The sequence below is a fragment of the Rhizobium sp. 05N49 genome, assembly GCF_056396805.1.
This window is the reverse complement of sequence record NZ_JBFTME010000003.1, coordinates 145,154-159,406: the sequence shown is the minus strand read 5'-3', so window position 1 is coordinate 159,406 and position 14,253 is coordinate 145,154. Positions and strand designations below refer to the sequence as shown.

General features: G+C 60.3%; 17 protein-coding genes. 15 read left to right on the top strand and 2 right to left on the bottom strand.

What is annotated here, in order from left to right:
* Window position 1: 1 nt before the first annotated feature.
* Window positions 2-931 carry a hydroxymethylbilane synthase gene (gene hemC, locus AC1DF8_RS08060; protein WP_477995654.1) on the bottom strand — a complete coding sequence of 310 codons (930 nt, stop codon included), beginning with the start codon at window positions 929-931 and terminating at the stop codon, window positions 2-4.
* Window positions 932-1,003: 72 nt separating this feature from the next.
* Here hemC and tsaD point away from each other — a divergent pair, with 72 nt between their 5' ends.
* The 5 genes from tsaD to AC1DF8_RS08035 are packed head-to-tail and all read left to right on the top strand — an operon-like array spanning window position 1,004 to window position 4,475.
* The gene (tsaD, locus tag AC1DF8_RS08055; protein ID WP_477995652.1) at window positions 1,004-2,101 is read left to right on the top strand and encodes a tRNA (adenosine(37)-N6)-threonylcarbamoyltransferase complex transferase subunit TsaD; all 1,098 of its coding nucleotides are present in this window, start codon (window positions 1,004-1,006) and stop codon (window positions 2,099-2,101) included.
* On the top strand, window positions 2,098-3,081 hold the full coding sequence (locus tag AC1DF8_RS08050; RefSeq protein WP_477995650.1) for an NAD(P)H-dependent glycerol-3-phosphate dehydrogenase: 984 nt from the start codon (window positions 2,098-2,100) through the stop codon (window positions 3,079-3,081). Before tsaD ends, AC1DF8_RS08050 begins: the two co-directional genes overlap by 4 nt.
* A 9-nt stretch (window positions 3,082-3,090) precedes the next feature.
* Entirely contained in the window at window positions 3,091-3,384 is a 294-nt protein-coding gene (locus AC1DF8_RS08045) for a YciI-like protein (protein ID WP_113209722.1), read from the top strand.
* A 5-nt stretch (window positions 3,385-3,389) separates the two neighbouring features.
* A complete protein-coding gene (locus tag AC1DF8_RS08040; RefSeq protein WP_037101755.1) occupies window positions 3,390-3,821 on the top strand; it encodes an EVE domain-containing protein in 432 nt (143 codons plus the stop codon).
* A 6-nt stretch (window positions 3,822-3,827) separates the two neighbouring features.
* Entirely contained in the window at window positions 3,828-4,475 is a 648-nt protein-coding gene (locus AC1DF8_RS08035; protein ID WP_477995647.1) for a class I SAM-dependent methyltransferase, read from the top strand.
* Here AC1DF8_RS08035 and AC1DF8_RS08030 read toward each other — a convergent pair.
* Window positions 4,472-4,966 carry a hypothetical protein gene (locus AC1DF8_RS08030; RefSeq protein WP_477995646.1) on the bottom strand — a complete coding sequence of 165 codons (495 nt, stop codon included), beginning with the start codon at window positions 4,964-4,966 and terminating at the stop codon, window positions 4,472-4,474. The genes AC1DF8_RS08035 and AC1DF8_RS08030 overlap by 4 nt on opposite strands.
* 302 nt (window positions 4,967-5,268) lie before the next feature.
* Here AC1DF8_RS08030 and sdhC point away from each other — a divergent pair, with 302 nt between their 5' ends.
* From sdhC to AC1DF8_RS07980, 10 genes are all read left to right on the top strand, one after another.
* The gene (gene sdhC / locus AC1DF8_RS08025; RefSeq protein WP_112545617.1) at window positions 5,269-5,661 is read left to right on the top strand and encodes a succinate dehydrogenase, cytochrome b556 subunit; all 393 of its coding nucleotides are present in this window, start codon (window positions 5,269-5,271) and stop codon (window positions 5,659-5,661) included.
* Window positions 5,662-5,672: 11 nt separating this feature from the next.
* Window positions 5,673-6,053 (top strand): succinate dehydrogenase, hydrophobic membrane anchor protein, encoded by a 381-nt coding sequence (sdhD, locus tag AC1DF8_RS08020; RefSeq protein WP_112545616.1) that lies wholly within the window; start codon window positions 5,673-5,675, stop codon window positions 6,051-6,053.
* Window positions 6,054-6,060: 7 nt separating this feature from the next.
* Window positions 6,061-7,902 (top strand): succinate dehydrogenase flavoprotein subunit, encoded by a 1,842-nt coding sequence (gene sdhA / locus AC1DF8_RS08015; RefSeq protein ID WP_477995644.1) that lies wholly within the window; start codon window positions 6,061-6,063, stop codon window positions 7,900-7,902.
* A gap of 15 nt (window positions 7,903-7,917) precedes the next feature.
* On the top strand, window positions 7,918-8,697 hold the full coding sequence (locus AC1DF8_RS08010; RefSeq protein ID WP_112545614.1) for a succinate dehydrogenase iron-sulfur subunit: 780 nt from the start codon (window positions 7,918-7,920) through the stop codon (window positions 8,695-8,697).
* Window positions 8,694-9,518 carry a nucleotidyltransferase domain-containing protein gene (locus AC1DF8_RS08005; protein WP_477995643.1) on the top strand — a complete coding sequence of 275 codons (825 nt, stop codon included), beginning with the start codon at window positions 8,694-8,696 and terminating at the stop codon, window positions 9,516-9,518. The genes AC1DF8_RS08010 and AC1DF8_RS08005 overlap by 4 nt, the downstream gene beginning before the upstream one ends.
* 137 nt (window positions 9,519-9,655) lie before the next feature.
* Window positions 9,656-10,162 carry a protease inhibitor Inh/omp19 family protein gene (locus tag AC1DF8_RS08000; RefSeq protein WP_112970822.1) on the top strand — a complete coding sequence of 169 codons (507 nt, stop codon included), beginning with the start codon at window positions 9,656-9,658 and terminating at the stop codon, window positions 10,160-10,162.
* A gap of 48 nt (window positions 10,163-10,210) precedes the next feature.
* On the top strand, window positions 10,211-11,374 hold the full coding sequence (zapE, locus tag AC1DF8_RS07995; RefSeq protein WP_477995641.1) for a cell division protein ZapE: 1,164 nt from the start codon (window positions 10,211-10,213) through the stop codon (window positions 11,372-11,374).
* 174 nt (window positions 11,375-11,548) lie between these two features.
* On the top strand, window positions 11,549-12,511 hold the full coding sequence (gene mdh / locus AC1DF8_RS07990; protein ID WP_477995639.1) for a malate dehydrogenase: 963 nt from the start codon (window positions 11,549-11,551) through the stop codon (window positions 12,509-12,511).
* 36 nt (window positions 12,512-12,547) lie between these two features.
* Window positions 12,548-13,741, top strand: a complete 1,194-nt coding sequence (gene sucC / locus AC1DF8_RS07985) for an ADP-forming succinate--CoA ligase subunit beta (protein WP_112545612.1) — start codon at window positions 12,548-12,550, stop codon at window positions 13,739-13,741.
* Between the two features lie 8 nt (window positions 13,742-13,749).
* Window positions 13,750-14,241 carry a DUF1579 family protein gene (locus AC1DF8_RS07980; protein ID WP_113115403.1) on the top strand — a complete coding sequence of 164 codons (492 nt, stop codon included), beginning with the start codon at window positions 13,750-13,752 and terminating at the stop codon, window positions 14,239-14,241.
* Window positions 14,242-14,253: the final 12 nt, after the last annotated feature.

The window sequence follows — 14,253 nt, the reverse complement described above, 5'->3', positions numbered from 1 at the left end:
GCTAGCTCCAGTCCTCAAAGAAGCTGCTTCCTGCTCTTGCGCGGACATCCTGTCCGGCGCGGGTGCCGAGTGCAGCGGCATCGCGGCGATTGCCATCTATGGTGATCGCATGCTGATGGCGGCCGTCAGGGGTAATGATGAGACCCGAGAAACGGATCTGATCACCCTCGCAGATGGCGTAACCGCCAATTGGCGTGCGACAGGAGCCATCGAGGGCGGCAAGGAATGCGCGTTCGCAGGAGACCGTGTCGAAGGTCGGCGGATCGTTGATCGGCGTCAGCAGTTCGTCGATCCTGTTGTCGCCGATACGGCTCTCGATACAGATTGCGCCCTGTGCGGGTGCCGGCGGGAAGCTATCGGGGTCGAGGATATCGGTGATCACCTCGACCTTGCCAAGACGCTTGAGGCCCGCAAGCGCCAGAAGCGTCGCGTCGACCTGACCTTCCTGCAGCTTGCGCAGGCGCGTGTCCACAAGGCCGCGGAAAGTGATGACGTTGATATCCGGCCGCATGCGGCGAATGAGCGCCTGACGGCGAAGCGAGGATGAGCCGACGGTTGCGCCATGGGGCAGGTCGATCAGCTTCGGAGCGGTGCGGCCGACGACCGCGTCGCGAATGTCTTCACGCGGCAGATAGGCCGAGAGACAGAGACCTTCTGGCAGGTTGGTCGGCATGTCCTTGCTCGAATGCACGGCAAAATCGAGATCGCCGGCTGTAAGCTGCTGCTCGAGCTCTTCCGTGAAAAGTCCTTTGCCGCCGATCTCGGCCAGCGAACGGTCGGTAATGCGGTCGCCCTTGGTCGTCAGAACGACGATTTCGAACATTTTCTCGGGGAGATTGTGGGCTGCCATCAGCCGATCGCGGGCTTCGTGCGCCTGTGCGAGCGCCAGCGGGCTGCCGCGCGTGCCGATACGGAAAGGTTTTGTTTGCATCCGCTTTGTTCCGTTGTTACCGGAGTTCTCGTAAACAGGTTTAACCCCTATCGCAATCAACGAACAGATTTCATGGCTCCCTTTCTGCGCATCCTCGGCATCGAGACAAGCTGCGACGAGACCGCCGTTGCGGTCGTCGAGCGCGATGCCGAAGGCCGCTCCAATGTCCTGTCGGATGTCGTTCTTTCCCAGCTCGACGAGCATAGCGCCTATGGTGGCGTGGTGCCGGAGATTGCGGCCCGCGCCCATGTCGAAGCGCTGGACGAGCTGATTGACGAAGCCCTGAAGCGCGCCAATGTGTCGCTCTCGGATGTCGACGCGATTGCCGCGACATCGGGGCCTGGCCTGATCGGGGGGCTGCTTGTCGGGCTGATGACCGGCAAGGCGATCGCCAAGGCGGCGGGCAAACCCCTTTATGCCGTCAACCACCTGGAAGGCCATGCGCTGACGGCGCGGCTGACGGATGGTCTTTCCTTTCCTTACTTGATGCTGCTCGTTTCCGGCGGCCATACGCAGCTCATCCTCGTGCGCGGCATCGGCGAGTACGAGCGTTGGGGCACGACGATCGACGATGCGCTGGGCGAGGCTTTCGACAAGACGGCGAAACTGCTCGGCCTTCCCTATCCCGGCGGGCCGGCGGTGGAGAGGATGGCGCAGGGTGGCAATGCCGACCGTTTCAATTTCCCGCGGCCGCTCGTTGGCGAAGCGAGGCTCGATTTTTCCTTCTCGGGCCTGAAGACGGCCGTGCGTCAGGCCGCGACCGAGATCGCGCCACTGACGGATCAGGATGTCGCCGATATCTGCGCCTCCTTCCAGAAGGCGATTTCCCGCACGATGAAAGATCGCATCGGCCGCGGCCTGCAGCGGTTCAAGGCGGAATTTCCGGACCTTCCCGAAAAGCCGGCGCTGGTGGTGGCCGGCGGCGTCGCAGCGAACCAGGAGATCCGCAGCACGCTTCAGGCGCTCTGCGACAAGAATGGCTTCCGTTTCATCGCGCCGCCTCTTCACCTCTGCACCGACAACGCCGTGATGATTGCCTGGGCCGGACTTGAGCGCATGGCGAAGGGAGTAGTGCCAGACGATCTCGATGTGCAGCCGCGCTCGCGGTGGCCGCTCGATTCCAAGGCCGGAACCGTGCTCGGATCGGGAAAGCGGGGAGCCAAGGCATGAGCGAACGGATCGCTGTGGTCGGATCGGGAGCTTTCGGTACGGCGCTTGCATCCGTCATCGCGCTCACTGGGCGCAATTCGGCAATTCTCGTCGGCCGCGATCCCGCGCTGATCGAAGATCTCAGGTCGGAACGGCTTCATGACGCTGTTCTGCCTGGCATCCCACTGCCGGAAACGCTGGAATTCTCCGCTGAGGCAGATGCGATCGCCGACGCGGGCATCGTCCTCTTTGCCATGCCGTCACAAGCGCAGGCAGACGCCGCTCGGCAATATGGTCCTTATCTGGCCAAGGATGCCGTCCTGGTCACCTGCGCAAAGGGCATCGAAAGGCAAACAGGCGCGCTATTGACTGACATGCTGGAGCGGGAATTGCCCGATCATCCGGTTGGCGTTCTCTCCGGCCCGGGCTTTGCCGCCGATATCGCCAAGGGGCTGCCGACGGCCATGGCCATCGCCGCGGCCGACATGCAGGTTGCCGAGCGGCTGGCACAGGCGATCTCCGGCCGCACTTTCCGCCTCTATGCCTCGGCAGACCGCATCGGTGTGCAGCTTGGCGGTGCGTTGAAGAATGTGCTGGCGATTGCCTGCGGTATTGTCGAAGGCGCCGGCATTGGCGATTCGGCGCGCGCGGCATTGATTGCCCGCGGGCTTGCCGAGATGTCGCGCTTCATCGTCGCCGAGGGCGGCAATGCCGATACGGCGCGCGGGCTTTCCGGCCTTGGCGATCTGGTGCTGACGGCAACCAGCCATCAGTCGCGTAACCTGCGTTTCGGCATTGCGCTCGGACGCGGCGAAAAGGTCGATCCTTCGCATGGCGAGTTGGTGGAAGGGGCCTTTGCTGCTGCAGTTGCCTCGCGACTTGCCGAGGAGCTCGGCGTCGAGATGCCGATTACCGACGCGGTTTCCGCGATCATCGACGGCAGGCTCGGCATACCCGAAGCCATCGAACAATTGATGACACGTCCGATTACGACCGAATAGGAGACAGACATGCTTTTCGCCCTTCTCTGCAAGGACAAGCCCGGCCATCTCAATGTGCGCATGGAAACGCGCGCGACCCATCTGGATTACCTGAACAAGCTGAATGCCGAAGGCAAACTTGCCATGGCTGGCCCGTTTCTCGATACGGAAGGCAAGCCGAATGGCAGTCTCGTGATTGTCCATGCCGAAACGGCTGATGATGCCACGGCGCTCGGCGCTGCCGACCCCTATGCATTGGCCGGCCTTTTCGAAAGCGTCGAGGTGAAGCCCTTCAACTGGGTCTTCAACAAGCCGGAGGCTTGAGGGCGATGGCGCATTGGCTTTATAAATCCGAGCCCGCGGCCTGGTCCTGGGAACAGCAGAAGGCGGCCGGCGAGAAGGGCACAGAATGGACCGGTGTGCGCAACTACCTTGCGCGGAACAACATGCGGGCCATGCAGATCGGCGACAAGGGTTTCTTCTACCATTCCAATGACGGGCTGGAGATCGTCGGTATCGTCGAAGTCTGCGCCCTCTCGCATCCGGATTCGACAGCGAAGGGTGACGATCGCTGGGATTGCGTCGATATCCGCGCCGTCATGGACGTGCCGAAGCCGGTGACGCTGAAGGACATCAAGGCAAACGAGAAACTGTCCAAGATGTCGCTGGTCACCTCGATGCGGCTTTCCGTGCAGCCGGTGACCGACGACGAATGGGCCGAGGTCTGCCGCATGGGCGGTTTCGACAACCCGCCGCGCTGAGCAGCTTTGAAAACTGACCCGGAAACCTTCATCCGCGCCAATACCAGCCTGCTTGCGCCGTCGCATGTGCCGGAAATCCAGCTTTATCTGGCCAGCGAAGCTCATGAGCTCTGGCTGAAAACGGAAGAGGAGCTGGAGGCGATCGGCCTGCCGCCGCCTTTCTGGGCCTTTGCCTGGGCGGGTGGTCAGGGGCTGGCGCGCTACCTTCTCGATCAGCCCGAAACGGTCAAAGGAAAGCGCATACTGGATTTCGCGAGCGGTTCCGGATTGGTGGGAATTGCCGCAAGCAAGGCTGGCGCGGCCAAGGTGACGGCCTCCGATATCGATCCGTGGTCACAGACGGCGGTGCGGCTGAATGCGGCCGCCAATTCGGTCTCGCTGGACTTCAACGAGACCGATTTGATTGGTCAGAACGTCGATGCCGATGTGGTTCTCGCAGGCGACGTTTTCTACGACAAATCCTTCGCCGGGGCGCTCGTGCCTTGGTTCGAGACGCTCGCGGCCGAGGGCAAGGACGTGCTGGTCGGCGATCCCGGGCGCACCTATTTGCCAAGGGATAGGCTGGAATTCTGCGCCGTCTATGAAGTGCCCGTCACCCGGGCGCTTGAAGACAGCGAGGTCAAGAAGACGACTGTCTGGCGGTTCAGACCTTAGGGTCTGATGACGCAGACATTGGCTTCATAAGAGCAGGGATCGTCGGCGATGCCGACATCGATCACCTTGGCCTTCGGGGCAAGGTTGCGCTCCGGCCCGGCCAGACGATAGTACCCGTCGCCGCCGACATAGGTCCCGCCATCCGTCTGATAGGCATAGGACGATCCGGCGTAGACGCCGTTGCTCCCGTAATTCTGATCATAATTCTGGGGCTGGGATGTGATGACGACGATGTTGTTGCGGCCGTAACGGCTTGTCCCCGGATAGTTGAACTGCCTGAGAAAAGGGGTGCGCGGGCGATAGCGGATGACGTTGTCACGTGTGAAATGCAGGCCACTGTCCCAGTGTGTGCGCCTGCCGAGGAAGACGCCGTCATTAAAGCCGTTGTGGCGCGGAAAGTGATGATCGAAGTGGCGTTCTCCAGCTGCGGCTGGCAGTGCTGCCAGCACCGCGATAAGAGCAAGGGCGGTCTTGGGCAGACTGGGAAACATGGACCAAACTCCGAAACGCTAACAAATCGTTAACGCCAGATTGCGCCAAAAGGCCGATGTTGTCCACGCAGGTGTGCAGTCAGGTTAAAAATAGAGCGAAAGAGACGAGTTTCGCGGCCGTGAAAACTTCCCGGTAACGCGAATCGATTAAATTAAAAGCAGGCAGCAATTATGCTTGTCGTCAGGGGTTTCGGTGATTAAACGTCGAGATTGATGCAACGCACACAGAATTTTGTCATTCGTGTGGTTGACTGAGAATGCCCCTGACATCAAGGGCAAAGAGAAGACGCCGCGAGGTTCTGATGGCGAATGTGACAAACCGGCCCCTGTCGCCGCATCTGCAAATTTACAAGCCAATCCCCACCATGGTCATGTCGATCGTTCACCGTATCACCGGTGGCGCTCTCTATTTCGGCACGCTGCTGATTGCCTGGTGGCTGATCGCGGCCGCCACCGGCCAGGCCTATTACGACTGGGCCAACTGGGTGCTTGGCAGCATTATCGGCAAGCTTGTCCTGCTCGGTTACACCTGGGCATTGATCCACCACCTGCTCGGCGGCTTCCGCCACTTCATGTGGGACCTTGGACATGGCTTCGAGAAGGAATTCTCGACCAAGCTCGCAATCGCCAATATCATCGGATCGCTCTGTCTGACCGTGCTGGTCTGGGTGATCGGCTTCATCATTCGCTTCTGAAGGTCGCACTCATGGATATGCGCACTCCTCTGGGCAAGGTTCGCGGCCTCGGCTCCGCCAAGGAAGGCACCGATCATTTTTGGCGCCAGCGCCTGACGGCCGTCGCCAATGTGCCCCTCATCATCTTCTTCGCCATCTTCATGATCGTCTATGCCGGCGCGCCTTATGCCGACGTGGTTCGAGCACTGTCGAACCCGTTCGTCGCCGTCATCATGGGCCTGATGGTCATCTCCGGCACCATCCATATGAAGCTCGGCATGCAGGTCATCATCGAGGACTACGTTCACGGCGAGATCGGCAAGTTGCTGCTGCTGATGCTGAATACGTTCTTTGCGGTGCTGATCGCAGGCCTCTGTCTCTTCGCCATTCTGAAAATCGCATTCGTAGGATAACCGTATCATGGCAACGTCTTCACCCGCTCAGAATGGGAAGGCCTACACCTATGTCGACCATTCCTATGACGTGATCGTCGTCGGCGCCGGCGGCGCCGGTCTGCGCGCCACGCTCGGCATGGCCGAACAGGGCTTCCGCACGGCCTGCATCACCAAGGTATTCCCGACCCGCTCGCACACGGTTGCCGCCCAAGGCGGTATTGCCGCCTCGCTGCAAAACATGACGCCCGATAGCTGGCAGTGGCACCTCTACGATACCGTCAAGGGTTCCGACTGGCTCGGCGACGTCGATGCCATGCAGTATCTGACCATGGAAGCGCCGAAGGCGGTCTATGAGCTCGAGCATTACGGCGTGCCCTTCTCGCGTAACGAGGAAGGCAAGATCTACCAGCGCCCGTTCGGCGGTCACATGCAGAATTTCGGCGAAGGCCCGCCGGTACAGCGCACCTGCGCCGTTGCCGACCGTACCGGCCATGCCATCCTTCATACGCTTTACGGCCAGTCGCTGCGCAACAACGCCGAGTTCTTCGTCGAATACTTTGCGCTTGACCTGATCATGTCCGACGACGGCAGCCGCTGCACCGGCGTTGTCGCCTGGTGTCTCGACGACGGCACGATCCATCGCTTCGCCGCCAAGATGGTGGTGCTGGCGACCGGCGGTTACGGTCGTGTCTATTTCTCGGCAACCTCTGCCCATACGTGCACCGGTGACGGCGGCGGTATGATCGCGCGTGCGGGCCTGCCGCTGCAGGACATGGAATTCGTGCAGTTCCACCCGACCGGCATCTACGGCTCAGGCTGTCTGATCACCGAAGGCGCTCGTGGCGAGGGCGGCTACCTCGTCAACTCCGAAGGCGAGCGCTTCATGGAGCGTTATGCGCCGTCGGCCAAGGACCTCGCCTCGCGCGATGTCGTTTCGCGCTGCATGACGCTGGAAATCCGTGAAGGCCGCGGTGTCGGCAAGAACAAGGACCACATCYTCCTGCATCTCGACCATCTCGATCCGGCCGTGCTGCATGAGCGCCTGCCGGGTATTTCCGAGAGCGCAAAGATCTTCGCCGGCGTCGATGTGACCCGCGAGCCGATCCCGGTTCTGCCGACCGTCCATTACAATATGGGCGGTATTCCCACGAACTATTGGGGTGAGGTGTTGAACGCCGACAGCTCCAACCCGGAACGTATCATCCCCGGCCTGATGGCCGTCGGTGAAGCCGGCTGCGCCTCGGTTCACGGCGCAAACCGTCTTGGCTCCAACTCGCTGATCGACCTCGTGGTCTTCGGCCGTGCTGCGGCGATCCGTGCTGGCGAGATCATTGATCGCGACGCACCGGTGCCGGCGCTGAACAAGGCTGCCTGCGACAAGATCATGGACCGTTTCGACGGCCTGCGTTACGCCAGTGGCGGCACGCCGACGGCGGTGCTGCGCGAGAAGATGCAGCGCGCCATGCAGGAAGACGCAGCCGTGTTCCGCACCCAGGAATCGCTGGAATCCGGCTGCCGCCGTCTTTCGGAAATCTGGGGCGAACTCAAGGACATCAAGGTCACCGACCGCTCGATGATCTGGAATTCCGACCTCGTCGAGACGCTGGAACTGCAGAACCTGATGGCAAACGCCATCACGACGATCTACGGCGCCGAAGCCCGCAAGGAAAGCCGCGGTTCGCACGCCCGCGAAGACTACACGTCAGGTCCGTTCGCAGGCCGCGACGACGTCAACTGGCGCAAGCACACGCTGGCCTGGGTGAACGAGGCGGGCGACGTGAAGCTCGACTACCGGCCTGTCCACACCGACCTCATCGCAGACGGCATCGATCCCCACAAGATCGAGCCGAAGGCCCGCGTATACTGATCAGAGGAACCTGACATGGTTGAACTCGCTCTCCCTAAAAACTCCCAGATGCGCGAAGGCAAGGTGTGGCCGAAGCCGGCGGGTGCCAAGAACACCCGCGAGTTCCGCGTCTATCGTTGGAGCCCGGATGACGGCCAGAACCCGTCGATCGACACATTCTACATCGATGTCGATGATTGCGGACCGATGGTTCTCGATGCGCTTCTTTACATCAAGAACAAGATCGATCCGACGCTGACGCTGCGCCGTTCCTGTCGTGAAGGCATCTGCGGTTCCTGCGCGATGAACATCGACGGCACGAACACGCTCGCCTGCACCAAGGGGATGGACGACATCAAGGGCACGGTGAAGATCTACCCGCTGCCGCATATGCCTGTCGTCAAGGATCTGGTTCCCGATCTCAGCAATTTCTATGCGCAGCATCGTTCGATCGAGCCTTGGCTGAAGACGGTTTCGCCGACGCCAGCCAAGGAATGGAAGCAGAGCCACGAAGACCGTCAGAAGCTCGACGGCCTCTATGAGTGCATTCTCTGCGCCTGCTGCTCGACCTCCTGTCCGAGCTACTGGTGGAACGGCGACCGTTATCTCGGACCGGCCGTCCTGCTCCAGGCCTATCGCTGGCTGATCGACTCCAGAGACGAAGCGACCGGCGAACGCCTCGACAATCTCGAGGATCCGTTCCGCCTTTATCGTTGCCACACGATCATGAACTGCGCGCAGACCTGCCCGAAGGGGCTGAACCCGGCCAAGGCGATCGCCGAAATCAAGAAGATGATGGTTGAGCGTCGCGTGTGAGTGCTGACGCTTCAGCCGGCATCGAAGGTTTTGATCCCGAGGCGGTCGCCGAAATCCGTTCGCGGCTTGCCTCTGTCAAACAACAGGGTATCCGCATCGGTTTTGCGATCGAAAGCGGAAGCCGTGCCTGGGGCTTTCCCTCACCCGACAGCGATTATGATTGCCGTTTCGTCTATGTCCGTCCGGTCGCCGACCATATCGGACTGATCTCGCATCGGGATGTGATCGAGTTTCCGATCGTTGGTGATATCGACACTGGCGGTTGGGATCTGCGCAAGGCGCTGCTGCTCGCCCTCAAAGGCAATGCCGTTGTCGTCGAATGGGTAAAATCGCCAATCGCTTATGAAGAGGAGCCCGGATTTCGCAGCCGTCTTTCCAACGTGCTTGACGAGATCATGTTGCCGCCGAAGGTCGCGCTGCACTATGTCGGTCTGCTGCGCAGTCACTGGCAGACACATGGGGACGGTCCGATAAGGCTCAAGAAGCTGCTTTATGCGATCCGTCCGGCAATTGCGCTCGAATGGATGCACTCGAATGGGTTTCAGAAACTGCCGCCGATGAACATGATGCAATGTCTGGCCGCAGTCACCATCGATGAGGACTTGCGCAAGGCGATTCATGAATTGGTGATCGTCAAAGGCCAGACGCGCGAGATGGGCGAGGGCCTGCCGCCCAAGCGCATCCAGTCCTTTCTCGCGGCATCAATTGAGCGTTATCAGGACCTCGCCGAGCAAATCAAACTTGATCAGGGAGCGGACGCCCGGGCACAACACCTTGCTGACATATTTTACCAGCAAGAAGTCCGGCGAGCGGTTGGTTGAATTGTGCCGGCTTCGCCATAGGTGTCTCGAAGGCTGATTTGTATTGTGCTGACTTGATTAACCAAAGTGAAATACGGTAATTCGAACCCAGAATTGAAATATCTCTGCGGTTGAGGCGGACATTCGGGAGCTTGATGATGCAGTTGCGATATGTGGTGACGGGTCTAACGGCCGCTCTGGCCTTGGCGGGATGCCAGCGCACCTCATATGATTACAGCAGTAACAGTGCGCCTCCGCCGCTGACGGCGCAGCCGGTACCTTCCGTACAGGGCGGCCAGCTGCCTCCTCCGGCCGGGCAGTTTCCTGCCGCCCCGACCTCGACGGCGCCGATGGCGGGTGTCCAGCCCGGTGGTGCTGCACCAGCGACTTCGCTTGATGTCACCAAGGAATCGATGGTCGGCAGCTGGCGTGTCAACGGCACCTGCGACATGTTCCTGACGCTCACCAATCTCGGCAGCGGATCGCGCGGCGGTACGCGCGGCTGCGTTGGCGAGTTGACGGCCATGGGCTCCTGGGAAGTGTCCGGCAAGCAGGTTCTGCTCAAGGACCGCAGCGGCAACCAGATCGGTTCCGTCTACAAGGTCGCCGACAACAGCTTCAATGGCCAGACCTCGACCGGGCAGCCGATCACCCTCAGCCGGTAAGTCAGTCCGGCGGGGTTCCGCCGGTTACGCATAGGCGGACAAGCCCTCATGCAGCCAATGCCAGACTATTCGCTCAGCGTCACCGAGCAGCTCAAATCGCTGACCGCATCGGGGACGTTGCAGGTTGATTCTGCCCAGATGGATGTGGCCAAGTGCCTCGACCGGATACTTGCCGCTCTCAAGCAGAAGCGGCCTGCGGCCAAGAGCAGCGCACTCGGTTGGTTATTCGCATCCAAGAAGAAGGCGGAGGCCGGCATCAAGGGCCTCTATATCCATGGCAGCGTCGGGCGCGGCAAGACGATGCTCATGGACATGTTCTTCCAGATGGCGCCATGCCGGAAAAAGCGGCGCGCGCATTTTCATGAGTTCATGGCCGATGTGCACAATCGCATCGCCGCCCATCGGCAGAAGCTGAAGAACGGCGAAACGAAGCAGGCCGATCCTATGCCGCCTGTCGCCGCCGCTCTTTTCGAGGAAGCGGAGCTGCTCTGCTTCGACGAATTCACCGTCACCGATATCGCCGATGCGATGATCCTGTCGCGGCTGTTTTCCGAGCTTTTTGCGCGCGGCTGCGTGCTGGTGGCGACCTCGAATGTCGAGCCAGACAATCTCTACAAGGATGGCCTCAATCGCGGGCTCTTCCTGCCCTTTATCGATCTCCTGAAGAAGCATGTCGAGATCGTCACGCTCGATTCGCCGACCGATTACCGGATGGAGAAGCTGAACAGCCAGCCAGTCTATCTCGTGCCGATCGATGAGCGCACCGACATGGCGATGGATGCGTCATGGACGCAGGCGCTGCACGGCCGCAAGGCCTTGCCGACGGAGATCGCTATGAAGGGACGAGCGATCGATGTGCCGCTCGCCGTCGATCGCATGGCGCGCTTCTCCTTCTCGGATCTCTGCGAAAAACCGCTGGGCGCTGCCGATTTCCTGGCCATCGCCGAGCGCTTCGATACGATCTTCCTTGATCACATTCCCTTGCTAGGCCCTGAAAAGCGGAACCAGATCAAGCGCTTCATCATTCTGATCGATACGTTCTACGATCACGGCGTCCGCCTTTGCGTTTCCGCTGCCGCCATGCCTGAAGATCTGCTCGCCGAAAGGCGCGGAACCGAAGGTTTTGAATTCGATCGCACGGTGTCTCGCCTTTTCGAAATGAGAAGCGCCGAATATCTCGCAGCGCATCATCAACAGCGGGCTGCCGAGTAACACTTTGGTGACAATTGATCTTACGTTTACGTAAGAATTTTAATATCTAAACGATTGAAATTGCTGCACCAAAAATAATGCATTGCCATTTTTTGGCTTTAGGTCTATGCGATTGCGACATTGGGCGATGCCCGCGCGTCGCCCGACGGATTTTGATCGCAAAGGAAAAGCGAAATGGCGCGTAACAAGATCGCACTCATCGGTTCTGGCATGATTGGTGGCACGCTGGCGCATCTCGCCGGCCTGAAGGAGCTGGGCGATATCGTTCTCTTCGACATTGCCGACGGCATTCCCCAGGGCAAGGGTCTCGATATCGCACAGTCCTCCCCGGTCGAAGGCTTCGACGCCAACCTGACCGGCGCCAGCGACTATTCCGCCATCGAAGGCGCTGACGTCTGCATCATCACTGCCGGTGTTCCGCGCAAGCCGGGCATGAGCCGCGACGACCTTCTCGGCATCAACCTCAAGGTCATGGAGCAGGTCGGCGCCGGCATCAAGAAGTATGCCCCGAACGCTTTCGTGATCTGCATCACCAACCCACTCGACGCCATGGTCTGGGCGCTGCAGAAGTTCTCCGGCCTTCCGGCCAACAAGGTCGTCGGCATGGCCGGCGTTCTCGACTCCTCGCGCTTCCGTCTTTTCCTCGCCAAGGAATTCAACGTTTCCGTTCAGGACGTCACGGCCTTCGTTCTTGGCGGCCACGGCGACACGATGGTGCCGCTCGCCCGCTATTCGACCGTCGGCGGCATTCCGCTGACCGACCTCGTCACGATGGGCTGGGTCACCAAGGAACGCCTCGAAGAAATCATCCAGCGCACTCGTGACGGCGGCGCCGAAATCGTCGGCCTTTTGAAGACCGGTTCGGCCTATTACGCTCCGGCTGCTTCTGCGATCGAAATGGCTGAATCCTACCTCAAGGACAAGAAGCGCGTTCTGCCCTGCGCTGCTCACCTGACCGGCCAGTACGGCGTCAAGGACATGTATGTCGGCGTTCCCACCGTTATCGGTGCCGGTGGCGTCGAGCGCATCATCGAGATCGATCTCAACAAGACCGAGAAGGAAGCCTTCGACAAGTCCGTCGGCGCTGTCGCCGGTCTTTGCGAAGCCTGCATCAACATCGCGCCCGCTCTCAAGTAATCGGTGCGCTGACGTTATCGAAATAGGGATAAACCCATGAACATTCATGAATATCAGGCCAAGGCTCTGCTGAAGGGCTATGGCGCGCCGGTCGCGCAGGGTGTGGCTATCCTCAAGGTTGAAGAAGCCGAGGCTGCCGCCAAGTCGCTTCCCGGTCCACTTTATGTGGTCAAGAGCCAGATCCATGCGGGCGGCCGCGGCAAGGGCAAGTTCAAGGAACTCGGCCCGGATGCCAAGGGCGGCGTTCGTCTCGCCAAGTCGATCGACGAAGTCGTTGCTCATGCCAAGGAAATGCTCGGCAATACGCTGGTGACCGCACAGACCGGTGAAGCCGGCAAGCAGGTCAACCGCCTCTATATCGAAGATGGCGCCGACATTGCCCGCGAACTCTATTGCTCGCTCCTGGTCGACCGCTCGGTCGGCAAGGTGGCCTTCGTGGTATCGACCGAAGGCGGCATGGACATCGAAGCTGTCGCCCACGACACGCCTGAGAAGATCCACACGATCGCGATCGATCCGGAAGCAGGCGTTACGGCTGCCGACGTTGCCGCGATCTCGAAGGCGCTGCAGCTCGATGGCGCGGCCGCAGAAGATGCCAAGACGCTCTTCCCGGCGCTCTACAAGGCGTTTGGCGAAAAGGACATGGCCCTGCTCGAGGTCAATCCGCTGATCGTCATGAAGGACGGCCATCTGCGCGTCCTCGATGCCAAGATGTCTTTCGACGGCAACGCTCTTTTCCGTCATGACGACGTCAAGACACTACGCGACGAGACGGAAGAAGACGCCAAGGAAATCGAAGCCTCCAAGTGGGATCTCGCCTACGTGGCGCTCGACGGCAACATCGGCTGCATGGTCAACGGTGCTGGCCTTGCCATGGCGACGATGGACATCATCAAGCTCTACGGCAAGGAGCCGGCGAACTTCTGCGACGTCGGCGGTGGTGCCGGCAAGGAGAAGGTTGCTGCGGCCTTCAAGATCATCACGGCAGACCCCAAGGTCGAAGGCATTCTCGTCAACATCTTCGGCGGCATCATGAAGTGCGATGTAATTGCCGAGGGCGTCATTGCCGCGGTCAAGGAAGTCGGTCTCAAGGTTCCGCTCGTCGTGCGCCTCGAAGGCACCAATGTCGAGCTCGGCAAGAAGATCCTGAACGAGTCGGGTCTGGCGATTACGGCTGCCGACGATCTGGATGACGCGGCCAAGAAGATTGTCGCTGCGATCAACGGTTGAGAACGGCCATGGCTTCCCAGTCCACGCCCAGTGCTGCTCATTTCCGCCTGGAGGCCTTTGCCGGCCTCTGGGAAGGGGAAGAGCATGTCGCGGCTTCGGCCTGGACGAAGGAAGGCAAAGCCAGCGCTTCGCTCTCTGGCGAGGCGCTATTCGGCGGCTTCTTCGTCGAGCAGTCCTACCGCCAGATGCGTGACGGAGAAATTTCCTTCGAAGCCCGCAATGTTTTTGGCTTCGACGGTTCGGACCAGAGCTACAAGCTCTACCAGTTCGACAGCGTCGGTTTTGCTCCGCCCTCACCGGCTTCCGGCGCGTGGAATGGCAATGAACTGGTGCTGATGAAGGCTTCGCCGCGCGGCAGACAGCGCACCGTATTCACATTTGAAAATGAAGACTGCTACCGGATGGGCGTCAGCTTTTCGCCTGCAGGCAGCGATACTTGGCAGGAGGTCGTCAGCGGCACCTATCGTCGCGCGTCCCTCACGTCTTCCAACCTCTCCTAAACAAAGGCCTCG

Bases quoted from the DNA above. Each gene is read 5' to 3' on its own strand.
- hemC (WP_477995654.1), bottom strand. From the start codon at position 931: ATGCAAACAAAACCTTTCCGTATCGGCACGCGCGGCAGCCCGCTGGCG.
- tsaD (WP_477995652.1), top strand. From the start codon at position 1,004: ATGGCTCCCTTTCTGCGCATCCTCGGCATCGAGACAAGCTGCGACGAG.
- AC1DF8_RS08050 (WP_477995650.1), top strand. From the start codon at position 2,098: ATGAGCGAACGGATCGCTGTGGTCGGATCGGGAGCTTTCGGTACGGCG.
- AC1DF8_RS08045 (WP_113209722.1), top strand. From the start codon at position 3,091: ATGCTTTTCGCCCTTCTCTGCAAGGACAAGCCCGGCCATCTCAATGTG.
- AC1DF8_RS08040 (WP_037101755.1), top strand. From the start codon at position 3,390: ATGGCGCATTGGCTTTATAAATCCGAGCCCGCGGCCTGGTCCTGGGAA.
- AC1DF8_RS08030 (WP_477995646.1), bottom strand. From the start codon at position 4,966: ATGTTTCCCAGTCTGCCCAAGACCGCCCTTGCTCTTATCGCGGTGCTG.
- sdhC (WP_112545617.1), top strand. From the start codon at position 5,269: ATGGCGAATGTGACAAACCGGCCCCTGTCGCCGCATCTGCAAATTTAC.
- sdhD (WP_112545616.1), top strand. From the start codon at position 5,673: ATGGATATGCGCACTCCTCTGGGCAAGGTTCGCGGCCTCGGCTCCGCC.
- AC1DF8_RS08010 (WP_112545614.1), top strand. From the start codon at position 7,918: ATGGTTGAACTCGCTCTCCCTAAAAACTCCCAGATGCGCGAAGGCAAG.
- AC1DF8_RS08000 (WP_112970822.1), top strand. From the start codon at position 9,656: ATGCAGTTGCGATATGTGGTGACGGGTCTAACGGCCGCTCTGGCCTTG.
- zapE (WP_477995641.1), top strand. From the start codon at position 10,211: ATGCAGCCAATGCCAGACTATTCGCTCAGCGTCACCGAGCAGCTCAAA.
- mdh (WP_477995639.1), top strand. From the start codon at position 11,549: ATGGCGCGTAACAAGATCGCACTCATCGGTTCTGGCATGATTGGTGGC.
- sucC (WP_112545612.1), top strand. From the start codon at position 12,548: ATGAACATTCATGAATATCAGGCCAAGGCTCTGCTGAAGGGCTATGGC.
- AC1DF8_RS07980 (WP_113115403.1), top strand. From the start codon at position 13,750: ATGGCTTCCCAGTCCACGCCCAGTGCTGCTCATTTCCGCCTGGAGGCC.